A 17,962-nucleotide genomic window follows, 5' to 3' on the forward strand; every position below is an offset into this window, starting at 1 on the left:
CATTTTTGTAATGTCCCTCGTCTATATTAACGTATTAATTCATACAATGAAGTATAAAGAAATTTGAGAAAAAAGCAAAATGCAGAGGATAGGACCCTCTGCACAAAAAGATTAATTCAAAATTTTTATTTTTATCTTCTTATTCCCCCAGCGGTAGCAATCCGAGCTAGCAGGAAAGAAAACATCAATTTTGTAACCTTTAATTGCTGAACCTGTGTCAGCTGCTATTGCATAACCATAGCCTTCAACATAAACCTTCGTTCCAAGGGGAATAATCCTTGGATCAACGGCAATCACTTTCATGTCCGGGTTAGCACGCAGATTAATGCCGGTTGCCGTATTCCCTGAACACCCATTACAATCAGCTGTATAGGCGGTTGAGCTTACGTAAAACTCCGGCCCCGAGTCAGTTGCACCACGGGAAACTTGTAAGGTTAAATCCTTCGTTCCGACAGCCACTACTTTATCCTGTTTGCCTCTTACTAATTCTTGACTGATTAATTTTCTCGAAACTTCTTTGCCATTTTCAAAAAACACTTCGTATTGATTAGAAATCAGCCCTTGCTGCCCTTCTGTAACAGTTTTTTCAGACCCTTTTTCCAAGCTTTCATCCTTCTTGGTGATCACGGCAAATTGAAGAGGTTCTTCCACTACATCGGTGACTTTTTCTACTCGAATGATGTTTACCACACCATTCTTAGATACTGTCTCTGTTAATGACGGTTCAACTCGGTCAAATTCATTTAGTTTAATTCCCTGTTGTGTTAAAAAGTCAGCGACCGTAGCCGAAGTGGACCAAACTTGTTGCTGTTTACCGCCGTCAACATATGTAAGATGAAAAGCTCTTTTAATTCCAATATTCATCTTATCCTTAATTGCAATTTGCGGCCTGGGTGTGATTTGGTCGTGGTCTTTCAAAACAATTTTTTGCTCTTTTAGGAGCTCAGCCACCGTATTGGCAGTTGTCCAAATCGTTTTTTTCTCGTTGTCTTTGACAATGTGAACCTGCTTCGCTTGCTTCCAGACAATCTTAAGGCGGTCCTTCACCTTGGTGCTTGCCGCGGGAAACAAGTAGTCCTTTGAGTGAATAGGTACATCCAGTTCATCAAATAAGTCCTTGATGGTATCTGCATGTGTTGCTACGACTTTTTGCTGGCCATTAAGAGTTAGTGCAACGGTTTTCTTCGATCCTTCAAAAGTAAGAATCCCAAATGTGGTTGCTAAAACTACGAAACTAGCAAAAGCGATGGCCAATTTCTTCTTACTCAAAGACTTGGAAAACAGGCTTTTCATGTATTTGAATACGATGAAAAACGCCTCCTTTTCTCGGAGAGATTGTAAGAACCATGCTGTCGGCTGTCAACCCTTGCATTTCCTGTGAAGGTATTTCTAATTATGCATAATATTGGATGGAATGCAAAGAAAAACTTATCGACATGGTAATCCTATGAGTAAAAGGAGACTTGTAGAACTTTTTGTTATAAGAAAAAATTGGGACAAACTTCTAGTCACTTCGACAAATTGCTTTATCGATTAATGGCGAATAATTTTTTAGCATTTTGTGTAGTAGCATCTGCAACTTCTTCGAACGATACCCCTTTTATAGCAGCAATTTGTTCCGCAACCAACTTTACATAGCTTGGTTCATTGCGTTGCCCGCGATAAGGATGCGGTGCTAAATAGGGGCAATCGGTTTCAATCAACAACTTATCTAATGGAATTTCAGCCACAACTTCTTTTGGCTTTTTTGCATTTTTAAAGGTAACAGGACCGCCAAGTGAAATATAAAAGTTCATTTTCACACATTCCTTTGCGACCTCAGGGCTTCCACTAAAGCAGTGCATGATTCCCCCTACTTCCTCCGCACCCTCTTCCTTCAATATTTCCACTATATCCGCAGTCGCCTCCCGATTATGAATGACAATCGGAAGCTTTACCTTTTTTGCGAGTCTGATTTGCTTCCTAAAAACCTCTTTTTGAATATCCTTTGGAGACTTGTCCCAATGGTAATCTAATCCCATTTCACCAATGGCCACTACTTTCGGGTGTGCTGCTAACTCCTCAATCCAAAGCAAATCCTCTTCCGTCATATCAATCGCATCTACCGGATGCCAGCCCACGCATGCATAAATAAACTCATAGCTTTCTGCCAGCTCCATTGCTTTTTGAATGGTCGGGCGATCGAATCCCACAACCACCATATTATGTACCCCTGCCTCCCGGGCTCTTGAGATTACTTCTTCTAAATCATCATTATATTGTTCAGCATTTAAATGGGCATGTGTGTCAAATAACATGATATAAACCTCCTCCTTGTCCTTCATTTAGTAAGGCTCTTTTCGTAAACTTTGTTGCTTTTGCAAGCTTAATAAAGTTCATTTACTAAGTTTCTAGCAATTTTCGCAAATGTTCTTACGAAAAGATGCCACGAAGCTTCTAATTATACTGGGTGATAAACTTATACGAAAAACAACAATCTATGCGAAAATAGCCTTTAGTAAAAACGCCGTCAAAAACTGAATAAAAAAATAGAAAGGTCCCGAAATTTGTTTCACGTGGAACAAATCAACCTCCTGAATAAGAAAAGCGCAAGCGCTAGTTTAGCGAAGTACACTAGTCGCCGGGCTCCGGAACCGAACAATTCTCAAAGTCAAAATTTATACTTTCTTATAATAATTAAAGCAAAAGCGCCTATAGGCGCTTTTGCTGAACAATAATTAACTTACTTTACTTTTGCCCCGTTTGGCAAGGTTTGATCCACTGTTGCAAGAGACAGAGCACCGTCTTTTGAGCCGGCCAAAATCATTCCTTGAGACAGCTCCCCACGTAGTTTTACCGGTTTTAAATTTGTAATACAAATAACTTTCCGTCCCACTAATTCTTCCGGCTTATAGTATTGGGCAATACCCGAAACCACCTGGCGCTTTTCGTAACCAAGGTCAAGCTGGAGTTTCAGAAGCTTATCTGCTTTTTTAATTGGCTCTGCTTGAATAACTTCGGCAACCCGCAAATCGATTTTCATGAAATCATCGATGGAAATCTCATCGATATTCTCAGGTACTTCCTCTTTCTTTTCAGGGGCAGACGGGGTAGAACCTTGCATTTTTGTCTTAATGAATTCAACCTCTTCAGCAATTTCGAGCCTTGGGAAAATAGGAGCATCCTTTTCAACCTTTGTTCCGTGAGGAATAACACCGAAACGTTCAAGACTTTCCCAAGATTTAAGAGCCTCATCTTTAATGCTTAACTGTTTAAAAATAGCATCAGGTGTACGTGTTAAGAACGGTTGAAGAAGAATACTGATTCTCCGAAGTGATTCCGCCAAGTGAACCATTACGCTAGCTAACTCAGGTTTCCGTTCCTCGTCTTTTGCCAATGTCCATGGCTGTGTTTCATCGATATATTTATTCGTCCGGCTCACAAGTTGCCAAATAGTCGTTAAGGCAACGGAAAACTCCATTTTCTCCATTGCTTCCTCATATTTTGAAACTGTTTCACGATTAACTTGAAGCAATGAAGCATCAAATTCACCAGCAGAAGCCGTATAATCAGGAATAACCCCATCAAAATACTTCTCAATCATCGCTACTGTGCGATTCAAAAGGTTTCCAAGATCATTAGCTAAATCAAAATTAATTCTCTCAACAAAGCCTTCAGGTGTAAAAACACCATCTGCTCCAAAAGGTACTTCTCTTAATAAATAATAACGGAGTGCATCCAAACCATAGCGGTCAATTAATGTGACCGGGTCGACTACATTTCCTTTTGATTTGGACATTTTCCCATCTTTCATTAATAGCCAGCCATGAGCGAAAACCTTCTTCGGCAAAGGAAGGTCAAGAGCCATTAACATAATCGGCCAATAAATCGTATGGAAACGAACAATTTCTTTACCGACAAGATGTACATCTGCAGGCCAGTAATTCAAATATTTTTGATCATTTTCTGTTCCGTAACCTAAAGCCGTTATATAGTTCGATAAGGCGTCAATCCAAACATAAATGACATGCTTTGGATCACCAGGTACTTTTACTCCCCAATCAAATGTAGTTCTCGAAACAGCTAAATCCTCTAAGCCGGGTTTGATAAAGTTATTAATCATTTCATTTTTACGGGACTCAGGTTGGATAAAATCCGGATTTTCCTCGTAGTATTGGAGCAAGCGGTCTACATATTTGCCCATTCTAAAAAAGTACGATTCTTCTTTTACCTTTTCAACCGGCCTGCCGCAATCGGGACAATTCCCTTCCACTAGCTGGCGGTCCGTATAGAACGACTCACACGGTGTACAATACCAGCCTTCATACTTGTCAAGATAGATATCCCCTTGCTCAAGTAATCTAGCAAAGATTTTTTCAACTACCTGCTTGTGCCTTTCTTGTGTCGTTCGGATAAAATCATCATAAGAGATATCAAGTTTTTTCCAAAGCTCTTGAATTCCTGCAACGATCCCGTCAACATATGCTTGAGGGGTTATCCCTGCTTCTTCTGCCTTACGCTGAATTTTTTGACCGTGCTCATCCGTACCGGTCAAATACATAACATCATAGCCTCTCATTCGCTTATAACGCGCCATTGCATCACCGGCTACCGTTGTATAAGCATGTCCAATATGTAAATTACCACTGGGATAGTAAATCGGTGTGGTAATATAGAAAGTTTTTAATTTTCCCTCCATAAGTGTCCCTCCTCAATTTTAGACAACCATCAATAATCATTTTATCATTATTGCCTGTTTTTCCCCTATAATATCATCAAAATATAACGAAAAGCCACCTTTGTTGCAACAAACTAAAAGCGTAAGCGCCCCCTTTAGCGCACGACAGGACTGGAGCGCTACGCCTATCCATTCTCACCCTTCAAAAATTTATTATTCAACCCCCATAAAAATGGATATTTATCTGAACCTTATGTTGGCAACCTATTGCTTATTGTAGGTTTTTGTCGAATCAGCTTACTTTAAAATATTATTTTAATTTACATTACAATGGTAGAAATAGCCTCTTAAAACTTGTTAAATCAACATTTATAAAAATCAATTTTTTTCCATTTATTTTTCAAAATAAATAATTGACGGATATGGGAATGGCTGGTATTATTGATTTATAAGAAATTTGTCGAATAATGGCGAATACAAATAGAGAAAAATTTTAAGATAAGTGAGAGGAGATAGTTTAAATGAAATCTACAGGTATCGTTCGTAAAGTTGATGAATTAGGCCGTGTGGTAATTCCTATCGAATTAAGACGTACATTAGGTATTGCAGAAAAAGATGCTCTTGAAATTTATGTTGATGATGAGCGTATTATCTTAAAAAAATATAAACCAAATATGACTTGCCAAGTAACCGGTGAAGTTTCTGATGACAACTTAGCTCTTGCAGGCGGTAAATTAATCCTTTCCCGTGAAGGTGCAGAGCAATTAGTACAAGAAATCCAACAATCATTTGAATTAGCGAAATAATAAAGTACTCCAGCCCTAAAGTAGGTGCTGGAGTTTTTTATGTACAAAAATCAATGCTCAATATGATACGCCTGGTAAACATCCCTTTTATTTATGCCGCGATCTTTAGCCGTTTGTTTAATCGCATCCTTTGATGAAATGCTTTTAAGTGAAATGTAGTGGTTAACATGTTCTTCAAGGGTTAACTGTTCCCACCAGTATGTTTCTTCTTCCAATTGCTCCTTAGCACCATCGATAATTAAGCAAAATTCACCGCGAATCTCATCCTCATTTGCCCATGAGATAGCTTCTTGCAGGCTGCCCCGAATAAACTCCTCATATTTCTTTGTTAACTCGCGTGCAAGGGCAACATTCCTGTCTCCGAGAATTTCCAACATAATCGATAAGGTCTCTTTAATGCGGTGTGGAGATTCGTAAAAAATAAGTGTAGCCATTTGTTTTTTCAAGCTTTCCAGTTGTCTCCGCTTCTCCTTTTTATTTCGGTCAAGAAACCCGAAAAAATAAAAAGGCTGGCAAATCAGCCCGGAGGCAATTAAAGATGTTAGCGCGGCGTTCGCACCCGGTAAAGGAACAACAGCTACTTTTTCCCGGATAGCTGCAGCTACCAATTCATAGCCGGGGTCTGAAATTGCAGGCATTCCCGCATCGCTGACTAAGGCGATTTTTAATCCTTCCTTTACCTTTTGAATCAGCTTCTCACCGCTTGTTTCCTTGTTATGTTCATGGTAACTAACCACAGGGGTCCCAATCTCAAAGTAATTGCAAAGCTTTTTTGTATTTCTTGTATCTTCTGCGGCAATTAAATCCGCTTCTTTTAAAATTCTTATCGCCCGAAAACTCATATCCTCCAGATTTCCTATAGGAGTGGGAACTAGATAGAGGATTCCTTTATGTTCCTCGTTCTCAAAGCTTTTCTGCTGCCACATCATAACCACCCGTTTCCCTAATTAAAAACTCCATTTTTTTCTTCCTGCTTAATTGCTTAAATTGGTATTCCGCCTTTAAGGCATCACTTTTATTGTCAAAGCTCCGATAATAGGTTAACTTTACCGGCCCTCTTCCACGTGTATATTTTGCCCCTTTTCCTTCATTATGAAGCCTAATCCGCCGCTCAAGATTATTCGTATAGCCTCCATAAAAGCTACCATCTGTACAGGTTAACACATAAAAGATATGATCATGACTCTCCATATAAAATCTCTCTTATTTCAGATGTGTATTCATCATTCTCATTATAGACAATGAGCGGAGGCAAAATTTTTAAATCAGGATTGCCGTCTTTTATGGCTTCAACTAAAATCGTATTGGCTTCCTTGCCTAGCTTCGGGTATACAAATTGAATTCGCTTAGGCTCCAGCCTATATTGACGCATCAAGGTAATCATGTCGAGTAAACGACCGGGACGATGAACAAAAGCCACTTTTCCACCCTGTCTTGCCAACTGACTTGAGGCTTTAATCGCATCTTCAAGCGTGCAAAGTATTTCATGACGGGCGATTGCCAGATGTTCATTTGGATTTATTTCATCTTTTGATGGTGTAGTAAAATAAGGCGGGTTGCATGTGACCACATCAAATTTTCCAAAACCCAGTTGTTTCGGCATTTCCTTAATGTCCCCATGCACCATTTTTATCCTATTGTGAAGCTTATTATATTCAATACTTCTTATTGCCATATCATATAATCGCTCTTGAATTTCCACACCCGTAATTTGCCCTTTTGTCCGTGCACTTAAAAATAAAGGGATTACCCCATTTCCACTGCACAAATCGATTAAATTCCCTTTCTGAATCGGTACATAAACAAACCTTGCCAATAAAACGGCATCTAGAGAAAAGGCAAAAACAGAAGGACTTTGAATAATCCTTAGGTTTTCAGCAAGCAAATAATCAAGCCTTTCGTCTTCTTTTAAGTTAACCATTTAGAAATCTCCTTGCATAGTAGAAGTATAAAAATAGCCTTCCTGCTAAAGGAAGGCTCCATGTTATTTCTTATTAAGGAAAGAAAGACAGAATAAGCAATCGCCTTCTTTACGCAAGCTTCCAAAATGAAGGTTGCAAATATGAAACCCTTCTTGATAAAGACGGGCGAGGTTATCATATCCTTCCCCCACATCAAAGGGCTTAGCTTCAGAAGATTGTATTGGGATTGTCCCCTTTTTATTAGTGACATCTTTCTTTTCCTCTTCCGTAGATACATCTAAGCGGCGCCTTAGATGTTCATTTTCAAGCTTTAAATAATGATTCTCTTCTATTATTTCGGCTAAATGCTGCTTTAATTCCCCTAGCTGTTGGTAAAGATGACCAATTTGTGTTTCCATATTACTTACTGATTCAAATATTTCTTTTTTATCCACGTATTCCACCTCATTAATCTGTGGATTGTATCGAAAAGGCACCTTCTTTAATAATTTCATCCAAGGTATACTCCAGAACCCGTTCCTGTTCCTTCAGTTCAACCTGGAGTACCCGCTCTAATATATTTAATCCTACTACTTTTCCTTGCCCCTGTGGAGTAACAATAATCTCTCCTAAGTCAGGCAGCTGCTCTTTAGCTGATTCATATTCATCATTTTCATATTTTAAACAGCACATGAGCCTGCCGCATAGTCCTGATATTTTTGTAGGATTTAATGAAAGGTTTTGATCCTTCGCCATTTTAATGGACACAGGATCAAAATCGCCTAAAAATGTGGAGCAGCAAAGCATTCTGCCACATGGGCCAATTCCCCCAAGCATCTTGGCTTCATCTCTAACTCCAATTTGGCGCAGTTCAATCCGCGTCCGAAAAATGGCCGCTAAATCCTTTACCAATTCGCGAAAATCCACTCTTCCATCAGCAGTAAAGTAGAAGATTACTTTGTTTCTGTCAAATGTATATTCCACATCGACCAGTTTCATATCCAGTTGATGTTCATTTACTTTTTCATTACATACTTCATAGGCTTCATGGGCAGCTTGTTTATTTTCATCAACAATCATTTTATCCTTTTGATCGGCTATTCTTACTACTTTTTTTAATGGGAGAACGACATCGTGCTCCTCTACCTGTTTACGGGCAATAACCGCTTTACCATATTCGACACCTCGGACTGTTTCGACAATTACGAAGTCATCCTTTTGAATGGAAAGATCTCCAGGATCAAAATAATAGATTTTCCCCGCCTTCTTGAAGCGTACTCCTACAACATCATACAAATGAAGATCCCTCCTGCAATTTTAACACAAGCTGTTCCATCATCAGCTGAGGATTCATATTAGCCTGCAGCCTTCTTTTTGCCTCAAGAATAGCTGACATTTGTTCCGATAGGCGCCGTCCGGATACTTGCAAGGCAAATTGCTTTAACCGCTCACTTTCTGCTATGAAAACAATTTGCTCTTGCTTATCTAATTGTATATATAATAAATCCTTAAAAATAAGAAGTAAAAGATCTAAACCACGATTGACCTGCTCTTTATCTTTAAAGTGAAGAAACCAATCACCTTGAAGCGTTACCATCGCCTCCAATGGATTTTTTTTCAACACCTCATATAATTTTAACACTATTTTTTGGGCTTGTGCAAACCAATCATCGATATTTAATGCTTGAGCCTCATCGAGACTATTCGTTAACTGGGCTAAAACACGCGCTTTTGCCGGTTCAATCCCGTTTTCCTTTAATTGAGTAATCATTGCTTGGGGTGATAACGGCTTGAATGTTAAGATTTGGCATCTGGAAAGAATGGTTGGCAATATTTGCTGCGGCTGTTCTGTTAACAGGATGGCTACTGTCCCGGCATTTGGTTCCTCAAGAAATTTGAGAAGACTATTGGAAGCACCTGTACTCATTTTATCTGCATGGATAATGTTATAAACCTTTTTTGAGGATTCTACCCCTTTTTTTGAGAATTCAACTTGCAAGTCCTGGATTTGTTGTTTCTTTATTGATAATCCATCCGGCTCTACCTTGTGAACATCCGGATGGTTTCCGTTATTGATTCTTCTGCAATTTGTACAGGATTCACATGGTTTATATCCTTCTATTAAGGTGTCACAAAAAAGAGCTTTTGTCATTAACAAACTTATTTCCCTTTTTCCTGTGCCTCTTATCCCTTCAAATAGGTATGCATGGGCCACTCGACTTTTAAGGATACTGTTTTTTAACATTTTCAAAACAGTTGGCTGTAGTTCTTCTAATTGATCCCATGTTTTTCCCAATTTAATCACTCACTTATTAAACTTATTTTAAAAATGCAAGTATTGCTCAATAGGCAGCACGAATACCGTTGCCCCTCCAACCTCTACTTCAATCGGATATGGAACATATGAATCTGCATTTCCTCCCATCGGTGAAACAGGAGCTACTAATTGATCCCGTGCACTACAATTATCCTTAATAATTTTAAGGGCCCGATCAACGCGGATATCCTCAGTACCTATCATAAAAGTAGTGTTGCCCGACTTCAAAAATCCACCTGTACTCGCTAGTTTTGTTGCCCTAAAATTATTTTCTACTAACGCCTTTGATAATCGGTTGCTATCCTGATCCTGAACAACAGCAATGATAAGTTTCATACAACCCACCCTCTCCATCATTAATACGGGATTCTGCACTTGTCTATATTATAACAGGTATTACTACAGCTTACATGGTTATTCAATTTAGAAAGAATACGATTTTTTTGGATTTGACTATAATAAAAAAAGCCCTATACAGGCTTCCTTTGCTCTAATCTTTCTTGAACGATTTTCATTGTTTTATGGAATACATCCTCTAATGTTCCCGAGGCATCAATTTTTACTATTCTTTCAGGGAACCTTTCCATTAAAATAAAGTATCCCTCTCTTACTTTATGATGAAAATCCAGATTTTCTAAATCCAGGCGATTAACCTCTCTGCCTTTATTTTTATTGATTCGTTTAAGGCCTAACTCAGGTTCAATATCAAAATATATCGTTAAATCAGGCATCATTTGCTCTATGGCAAATTGATTGATATTAAAAACCTCTTCTATTCCTAAACCGCGGGCATACCCTTGATAAGCCAAAGAACTGTCCAAAAAACGATCGCACAAAACAACCCTTCCCGCGTCCAGCGCCGGCTTTACCTTTTCCATTAGGTGCTGTCTTCTGGCAGCAGCATAGAGAAGGGCTTCCGTACGTGGATCCATTGCTGTATTGTCCTTATCCAATATAACTCTTCTAATTTGCTCAGCTATATCAATTCCGCCCGGCTCCCTTGTTAATAAGGTATTTTTAAACTGTTCTGCTACCATGCTGATAATAGTTGTCTTCCCTGCTCCATCAGGTCCCTCAAATGTTATAAAAATTCCACTTTCCATCTATTTAAACCTCCAAAACTGTCCTTTTCTTAAGATGTCCAAAAAACTTTTATAAAGCCTTCTTCCAGTAAGAAGCCTCCTTGAATCTTCGCTTGCTTATCTATTAATTTTTCAAGATACTTTATCTTTTCATTTGATATCCTTTCCCCCCGTAAAAGCAATGGTATGCCGGGAGGATACGGAATAACCGTTTCTGCACATACATGCCCAACTGCTTTTGAGATAGGGATATCTTTTTCTTCATAATTCGACATTTCTTTATAAGCAATGGCCAACTCAGAAATCTTCCGGTTATCCACTTGAAATTCTTCTATTACTTTTTGAAAAGAGAGCCCCTTTAATACTTTTTTTATTCTTGCAGCACTTTCTTCCAAAGAATAGTCTTGTTTTTCTTTTAATAATGGAAGAATCAATAACACATTATGGGGATCGGCCATTTCCGTGAAAAGCCCTAACTCCTCAAATTCTTTTTGCAGTTCAAAACCGCTTAAACCACAGGCGGATTGAATCGTTACCTTCAACGGGTCGCCTAATTTATTTGGATACTCTAACACCCTGACACTTGGAATTTCCGCTAGATCCCTTTTAAATTGATCAATTTCTCTTATTAAAAACTGAACATCCTTCCTTTCATAGGAAGCTAAATAATTCCTTGCCAAATCCAAAGAGGCCATAATTGGATAGGACGGGCTGCTTGTTTGGAACATATGTAAGTAATCCTTTAGAATATCTACATTTACTAATTGGCTATTAAAATGTAAAAACGATCCCATCGTCATGGCGGGGAGTGTTTTATGCGCAGATTGAACCACAATGTCTGCTCCCATTTGAATCGCGGAGAGTGGAAACGGTTCACCAATAATAAAATGCGGCCCGTGTGCCTCATCCACTAAAACAGGGATATTATGCATATGTGCCTCATTAATTACACTTTGTAAGTCATAAACCATCCCATAGTAATTTGGATAGGTCAAAATAATGGCTTTAGCCTTCGGATACAAATGAATAGCTTCCTTGACAGTTTCGAGACTTACGCCTGTGGCTACCTTCCATTCCCGGTTAAATTCAGGCTCTAAAAATATAGGATTTACTTTCGCCAGTGTAAGAGCATTCATAACTGATTTATGACAATTTCTTTGAACAAGAACATGTGTCCCTTCCATGCAAGCTGCCATAATCATTGCCAGATTGCCGACTGTTGAACCGTTGACAAGGAAAAAGCTCTTCATCACTTGATACAGCTCCGCTAAAAGGGTTTCTGCTTCATCTATAACCCCCTCTGGCGAGTGTAAGTCATCCAGCCCCGTTAATTCGGTCACATCAATTTGTAAAATTTGCTGAAAAATATTTGCAGTTGGTTCAAAAATACTGCCATATTTATGTCCGGGGACATGGAAGGAAACAGGCTTTTTCCTTCCATGTCCCACTAATGCTTGATATAAAGGCGTTTTTAATTGATTATTCATTTTTATACTTCCTTCTAAGAGTCTCATCTATTTTAACAAAAAAATAAAGCCCTTAAAGGACTTGTCACGAAAAAATCTCTGGAGTTGTTATTTTTTTTAGCTGCTTTAGAAAATATTTATATTTTGGATCATTTATATCTGTTCGAATTAAATCAGTTTCACATTCTGTGCAAATAAATGAAGTATATAGATGTATGCCTTTTGGTTTTAATTGATCACAAATCACGCACGTTTCCACTAAATGACTATGTGCAAACAATGAACTCAATCCTTCCACCTCCATACACCTATTCTTCCCTTTTTAACTAATTGTATACAATTTTTCGAATAATCTTTTTCAGGACGCTCCTGATTTATATTTTATGTAGCAATGAACATTTGGGTGTATGTCTAACAATGATTTCTTTCAAAACACTTTGTACTTTTTTGTTTTTTTATTTCGAACCATGTGATTATTTACGATAGTTCATTTGTCTTTCAGACATAAAACAAAAAAGACAACCCAAATCAGGTTGTCCTTCATTTTTGCCTGGCAACGTCCTACTCTCACAGGGACAAAGTCCCAACTACCATCGGCGCTGAGAAGCTTAACTTCCGTGTTCGGTATGGGAACGGGTGTGACCTTCTCGCCATTGCTGCCAGACTATTTTCTTTGAGGTTTCATTCCCTCAAAACTGGATAATGCAGAAGAAGTTTGGTAAAAACGAGTTCACCTTGTTCATATAAATATGACTTGGTTAAGTCCTCGAACAATTAGTATCAGTCAGCTCCACACGTCACCGCGCTTCCACCTCTGACCTATCAACCTGATCATCTTTCAGGGTTCTTACTAGCTTGACGCTATGGGAAATCTCATCTTGAGGGGGGCTTCATGCTTAGATGCTTTCAGCACTTATCCCGTCCGCACATAGCTACCCAGCGATGCCTTTGGCAAGACAACTGGTACACCAGCGGTGCGTCCATCCCGGTCCTCTCGTACTAAGGACAGCTCCTCTCAAATTTCCTGCGCCCACGACGGATAGGGACCGAACTGTCTCACGACGTTCTGAACCCAGCTCGCGTACCGCTTTAATGGGCGAACAGCCCAACCCTTGGGACCGACTACAGCCCCAGGATGCGATGAGCCGACATCGAGGTGCCAAACCTCCCCGTCGATGTGGACTCTTGGGGGAGATAAGCCTGTTATCCCCGGGGTAGCTTTTATCCGTTGAGCGATGGCCCTTCCATGCGGAACCACCGGATCACTAAGCCCGACTTTCGTCCCTGCTCGACTTGTAGGTCTCGCAGTCAAGCTCCCTTGTGCCTTTACACTCTACGAATGATTTCCAACCATTCTGAGGGAACCTTTGGGCGCCTCCGTTACTCTTTAGGAGGCGACCGCCCCAGTCAAACTGCCCACCTGACACTGTCTCCCACCCCGATGAGGGGTGCGGGTTAGAATTTCAATACAGCCAGGGTAGTATCCCACCGACGCCTCCACCGAAGCTAGCGCTCCGGCTTCTACGGCTCCTACCTATCCTGTACAAGCTGTACCAAAATTCAATATCAGGCTACAGTAAAGCTCCACGGGGTCTTTCCGTCCTGTCGCGGGTAACCTGCATCTTCACAGGTACTATAATTTCACCGAGTCTCTCGTTGAGACAGTGCCCAGATCGTTACGCCTTTCGTGCGGGTCGGAACTTACCCGACAAGGAATTTCGCTACCTTAGGACCGTTATAGTTACGGCCGCCGTTTACTGGGGCTTCGATTCAGAGCTTCGCTTGCGCTAACCCCTCCTCTTAACCTTCCAGCACCGGGCAGGCGTCAGCCCCTATACTTCGCCTTGCGGCTTCGCAGAGACCTGTGTTTTTGCTAAACAGTCGCCTGGGCCTATTCACTGCGGCTCTTCGAGGCTATTCACCCCAAAGAGCACCCCTTCTCCCGAAGTTACGGGGTCATTTTGCCGAGTTCCTTAACGAGAGTTCTCTCGCTCACCTTAGGATTCTCTCCTCGCCTACCTGTGTCGGTTTGCGGTACGGGCACCTTTTATCTCGCTAGAGGCTTTTCTTGGCAGTGTGGAATCAGGAACTTCGGTACTAAATTTCCCTCGCTGTCACAGCTCAGCCTTCACGCAAGCGGGATTTGCCTCGCTTGCAGCCTAACTGCTTAGACGCGCATATCCAACAGCGCGCTTACCCTATCCTCCTGCGTCCCCCCGTTGCTCAAACGATAAAGAGGTGGTACAGGAATATCAACCTGTTGTCCATCGCCTACGCCTTTCGGCCTCGGCTTAGGTCCCGACTAACCCTGAGCGGACGAGCCTTCCTCAGGAAACCTTAGGCATTCGGTGGATGAGATTCTCACTCATCTTTCGCTACTCATACCGGCATTCTCACTTCTAAGCGCTCCACCAGTCCTTACGGTCTGACTTCAACGCCCTTAGAACGCTCTCCTACCACTGACATCAACGATGTCAATCCACAGCTTCGGTGATACGTTTAGCCCCGGTACATTTTCGGCGCAGAGTCACTCGACCAGTGAGCTATTACGCACTCTTTAAATGGTGGCTGCTTCTAAGCCAACATCCTGGTTGTCTAAGCAACTCCACATCCTTTTCCACTTAACGTATACTTTGGGACCTTAGCTGGTGGTCTGGGCTGTTTCCCTTTTGACTACGGATCTTATCACTCGCAGTCTGACTCCCACGGATAAGTCTTTGGCATTCGGAGTTTGTCTGAATTCGGTAACCCGATGAGGGCCCCTAGTCCAAACAGTGCTCTACCTCCAAGACTCTTACTACGTGAGGCTAGCCCTAAAGCTATTTCGGAGAGAACCAGCTATCTCCAAGTTCGATTGGAATTTCTCCGCTACCCACACCTCATCCCCGCACTTTTCAACGTGCGTGGGTTCGGGCCTCCATCCAGTGTTACCTGGACTTCACCCTGGACATGGGTAGATCACCTGGTTTCGGGTCTACGACCACATACTCATTCGCCCTATTCAGACTCGCTTTCGCTGCGGCTCCGTCTCTTCAACTTAACCTTGCATGTAATCGTAACTCGCCGGTTCATTCTACAAAAGGCACGCCATCACCCATAAACGGGCTCTGACTACTTGTAGGCACACGGTTTCAGGAACTATTTCACTCCCCTTCCGGGGTGCTTTTCACCTTTCCCTCACGGTACTGGTTCACTATCGGTCACTAGGGAGTATTTAGCCTTGGGAGATGGTCCTCCCTGCTTCCGACCGGATTTCACGTGTCCGGCCGTACTCAGGATCCACTCAGGAGGGAACGAAGTTTCAACTACAGGGTTTTTACCTTCTATGACGGACCTTTCCAGATCGCTTCATCTACCCCGTTCCTTTGTAACTCCATGTTGAGTGTCCTACAACCCCAAGAGGCAAGCCTCTTGGTTTGGGCTATGTCCCGTTTCGCTCGCCGCTACTCAGGGAATCGCGTTTGCTTTCTCTTCCTCCGGGTACTTAGATGTTTCAGTTCCCCGGGTATGCCTTCCATACCCTATGTATTCAGGTAAAGATATTGCTCCATTACGAGCAATGGGTTTCCCCATTCGGAAATCTCCGGATCAAAGCTTACTTACAGCTCCCCGAAGCATATCGGTGTTAGTCCCGTCCTTCATCGGCTCCTAGTGCCAAGGCATTCACCGTGCGCCCTTTCTAACTTAACCTAAAAGGTTTATTTCTCTTACTTAAATAAGAGAGAAAACTAAAATGGCAAGGAAAAATTGAACTGCATTTTTCCCTATTACTCGGTTCTTACTTTGACTTCTTCTTTACGATTATCCAGTTTTCAAAGAACGAATCAGACGTTTAAAAACGTCTTTGGTGGAGCCTAGCGGGATCGAACCGCTGACCTCCTGCGTGCAAAGCAGGCGCTCTCCCAGCTGAGCTAAGGCCCCGTTATGAGATGGTGGGCCTAAATGGACTCGAACCATCGACCTCACGCTTATCAGGCGTGCGCTCTAACCAGCTGAGCTATAGGCCCTCACAACGAATAATTATTAAAATAAAGAAAGATTGAATTAATCCTTCAAAACTAAACAAACAAAGAACGTGTCACAAACTGTTTTGTCCGGCTCATATGTCCGGCATATATCCTTAGAAAGGAGGTGATCCAGCCGCACCTTCCGATACGGCTACCTTGTTACGACTTCACCCCAATCATCTGTCCCACCTTAGGCGGCTGGCTCCTTACGGTTACCCCACCGACTTCGGGTGTTACAAACTCTCGTGGTGTGACGGGCGGTGTGTACAAGGCCCGGGAACGTATTCACCGCGGCATGCTGATCCGCGATTACTAGCGATTCCGGCTTCATGTAGGCGAGTTGCAGCCTACAATCCGAACTGAGAATGGTTTTATGGGATTGGCTCGACCTTGCGGTTTTGCAGCCCTTTGTACCATCCATTGTAGCACGTGTGTAGCCCAGGTCATAAGGGGCATGATGATTTGACGTCATCCCCACCTTCCTCCGGTTTGTCACCGGCAGTCACCTTAGAGTGCCCAACTGAATGCTGGCAACTAAGATCAAGGGTTGCGCTCGTTGCGGGACTTAACCCAACATCTCACGACACGAGCTGACGACAACCATGCACCACCTGTCACTCTGTCCCCCGAAGGGGAAAGCCCTATCTCTAGGGGTGTCAGAGGATGTCAAGACCTGGTAAGGTTCTTCGCGTTGCTTCGAATTAAACCACATGCTCCACCGCTTGTGCGGGCCCCCGTCAATTCCTTTGAGTTTCAGCCTTGCGGCCGTACTCCCCAGGCGGAGTGCTTAATGCGTTAGCTGCAGCACTAAAGGGCGGAAACCCTCTAACACTTAGCACTCATCGTTTACGGCGTGGACTACCAGGGTATCTAATCCTGTTTGCTCCCCACGCTTTCGCGCCTCAGCGTCAGTTACAGACCAGAAAGTCGCCTTCGCCACTGGTGTTCCTCCACATCTCTACGCATTTCACCGCTACACGTGGAATTCCACTTTCCTCTTCTGCACTCAAGTCCCCCAGTTTCCAATGACCCTCCACGGTTGAGCCGTGGGCTTTCACATCAGACTTAAAGGACCGCCTGCGCGCGCTTTACGCCCAATAATTCCGGACAACGCTTGCCACCTACGTATTACCGCGGCTGCTGGCACGTAGTTAGCCGTGGCTTTCTGGTTAGGTACCGTCAAGGTACCGGCAGTTACTCCGGTACTTGTTCTTCCCTAACAACAGAGCTTTACGACCCGAAGGCCTTCATCGCTCACGCGGCGTTGCTCCGTCAGACTTTCGTCCATTGCGGAAGATTCCCTACTGCTGCCTCCCGTAGGAGTCTGGGCCGTGTCTCAGTCCCAGTGTGGCCGATCACCCTCTCAGGTCGGCTACGCATCGTCGCCTTGGTGAGCCGTTACCTCACCAACTAGCTAATGCGCCGCGGGCCCATCTGTAAGTGACAGCCGAAACCGTCTTTCAGCTTTTCCTCATGTGAAGAAAAGGATTATCCGGTATTAGCTCCGGTTTCCCGAAGTTATCCCAGTCTTACAGGCAGGTTGCCCACGTGTTACTCACCCGTCCGCCGCTAACCTTCAGGAGCAAGCTCCTAAAGATTCGCTCGACTTGCATGTATTAGGCACGCCGCCAGCGTTCGTCCTGAGCCAGGATCAAACTCTCCAAGAAAGTTGATTAGCTCATTTGTTACGTTGGCTTAGTTTTACTTTCTTAATGAAAGGTCCACT

At 42.4% G+C, this 17,962-nt stretch carries 14 protein-coding genes, 2 tRNA genes and 3 rRNA genes; 1 reads left to right on the top strand and 18 read right to left on the bottom strand.

Translation table 11 applies throughout. The features are described 5' to 3' along the window. Positions 1-111 precede the first annotated feature (111 nt). From AC3ANV_RS27260 to metG, 3 genes are all read right to left on the bottom strand, one after another. Positions 112-1,293, bottom strand: a complete 1,182-nt coding sequence (locus tag AC3ANV_RS27260) for a ubiquitin-like domain-containing protein (protein WP_488311634.1) — start codon at positions 1,291-1,293, stop codon at positions 112-114. Between the two features lie 233 nt (positions 1,294-1,526). Further along, positions 1,527-2,297 carry a TatD family hydrolase gene (locus tag AC3ANV_RS27265; protein ID WP_488311635.1) on the bottom strand — a complete coding sequence of 257 codons (771 nt, stop codon included), beginning with the start codon at positions 2,295-2,297 and terminating at the stop codon, positions 1,527-1,529. A 425-nt stretch (positions 2,298-2,722) separates the two neighbouring features. Next, positions 2,723-4,678 carry a methionine--tRNA ligase gene (gene metG / locus AC3ANV_RS27270; RefSeq protein ID WP_488311636.1) on the bottom strand — a complete coding sequence of 652 codons (1,956 nt, stop codon included), beginning with the start codon at positions 4,676-4,678 and terminating at the stop codon, positions 2,723-2,725. Positions 4,679-5,178: 500 nt separating this feature from the next. Here metG and abrB point away from each other — a divergent pair, with 500 nt between their 5' ends. Continuing rightward, positions 5,179-5,463 (top strand): transition state genes transcriptional regulator AbrB, encoded by a 285-nt coding sequence (gene abrB / locus AC3ANV_RS27275; RefSeq protein WP_307414013.1) that lies wholly within the window; start codon positions 5,179-5,181, stop codon positions 5,461-5,463. A 50-nt stretch (positions 5,464-5,513) separates the two neighbouring features. On the opposite strand, the gene rsmI is transcribed toward abrB, so the two are convergent. From rsmI to AC3ANV_RS27350, 15 genes are all read right to left on the bottom strand, one after another. Continuing rightward, positions 5,514-6,389, bottom strand: coding sequence for a 16S rRNA (cytidine(1402)-2'-O)-methyltransferase (gene rsmI, locus AC3ANV_RS27280; RefSeq protein ID WP_488314349.1), 876 nt, complete (start codon positions 6,387-6,389; stop codon positions 5,514-5,516). After that, positions 6,367-6,654, bottom strand: a complete 288-nt coding sequence (locus AC3ANV_RS27285; protein WP_488311637.1) for a GIY-YIG nuclease family protein — start codon at positions 6,652-6,654, stop codon at positions 6,367-6,369. Before AC3ANV_RS27285 ends, rsmI begins: the two co-directional genes overlap by 23 nt. After that, entirely contained in the window at positions 6,641-7,384 is a 744-nt protein-coding gene (locus AC3ANV_RS27290; protein WP_488311638.1) for a tRNA1(Val) (adenine(37)-N6)-methyltransferase, read from the bottom strand. The genes AC3ANV_RS27285 and AC3ANV_RS27290 overlap by 14 nt, the downstream gene beginning before the upstream one ends. 63 nt (positions 7,385-7,447) lie before the next feature. Beyond that, positions 7,448-7,819: a DNA replication initiation control protein YabA gene (gene yabA / locus AC3ANV_RS27295; RefSeq protein WP_488311639.1), complete on the bottom strand. Its 372-nt coding sequence runs from the start codon at positions 7,817-7,819 to the stop codon at positions 7,448-7,450. Between the two features lie 13 nt (positions 7,820-7,832). Next, the gene (locus tag AC3ANV_RS27300) at positions 7,833-8,660 is read right to left on the bottom strand and encodes a PSP1 domain-containing protein (protein WP_488311640.1); all 828 of its coding nucleotides are present in this window, start codon (positions 8,658-8,660) and stop codon (positions 7,833-7,835) included. Continuing rightward, positions 8,653-9,660 (bottom strand): DNA polymerase III subunit delta', encoded by a 1,008-nt coding sequence (holB, locus tag AC3ANV_RS27305; protein WP_488311641.1) that lies wholly within the window; start codon positions 9,658-9,660, stop codon positions 8,653-8,655. Before holB ends, AC3ANV_RS27300 begins: the two co-directional genes overlap by 8 nt. Before the next feature lie 27 nt (positions 9,661-9,687). After that, positions 9,688-10,017 carry a cyclic-di-AMP receptor gene (locus AC3ANV_RS27310; RefSeq protein ID WP_488311642.1) on the bottom strand — a complete coding sequence of 110 codons (330 nt, stop codon included), beginning with the start codon at positions 10,015-10,017 and terminating at the stop codon, positions 9,688-9,690. A gap of 134 nt (positions 10,018-10,151) precedes the next feature. Beyond that, positions 10,152-10,784: a dTMP kinase gene (tmk, locus tag AC3ANV_RS27315; protein WP_488311643.1), complete on the bottom strand. Its 633-nt coding sequence runs from the start codon at positions 10,782-10,784 to the stop codon at positions 10,152-10,154. A 29-nt stretch (positions 10,785-10,813) separates the two neighbouring features. Then, the gene (locus AC3ANV_RS27320) at positions 10,814-12,250 is read right to left on the bottom strand and encodes an aminotransferase class I/II-fold pyridoxal phosphate-dependent enzyme (protein WP_488311644.1); all 1,437 of its coding nucleotides are present in this window, start codon (positions 12,248-12,250) and stop codon (positions 10,814-10,816) included. Between the two features lie 64 nt (positions 12,251-12,314). Beyond that, a complete protein-coding gene (locus AC3ANV_RS27325; RefSeq protein ID WP_488311645.1) occupies positions 12,315-12,518 on the bottom strand; it encodes a sigma factor G inhibitor Gin in 204 nt (67 codons plus the stop codon). Positions 12,519-12,777: 259 nt separating this feature from the next. Beyond that, positions 12,778-12,893 (bottom strand): 5S ribosomal RNA (gene rrf / locus AC3ANV_RS27330). 90 nt (positions 12,894-12,983) lie between these two features. Then, a 23S ribosomal RNA gene (locus tag AC3ANV_RS27335) occupies positions 12,984-15,919 on the bottom strand. A gap of 155 nt (positions 15,920-16,074) precedes the next feature. After that, positions 16,075-16,150: transfer RNA gene (locus tag AC3ANV_RS27340), tRNA-Ala, on the bottom strand. Between the two features lie 9 nt (positions 16,151-16,159). After that, a tRNA-Ile gene (locus AC3ANV_RS27345) sits at positions 16,160-16,236 on the bottom strand. A gap of 117 nt (positions 16,237-16,353) precedes the next feature. After that, positions 16,354-17,903, bottom strand: a 16S ribosomal RNA gene (locus AC3ANV_RS27350). Together the 16S, 23S and 5S rRNA genes with 2 tRNA genes alongside form the textbook arrangement of a ribosomal RNA operon. Positions 17,904-17,962: the final 59 nt, after the last annotated feature.

This window comes from Neobacillus sp. DFD-2R (assembly GCF_057747865.1).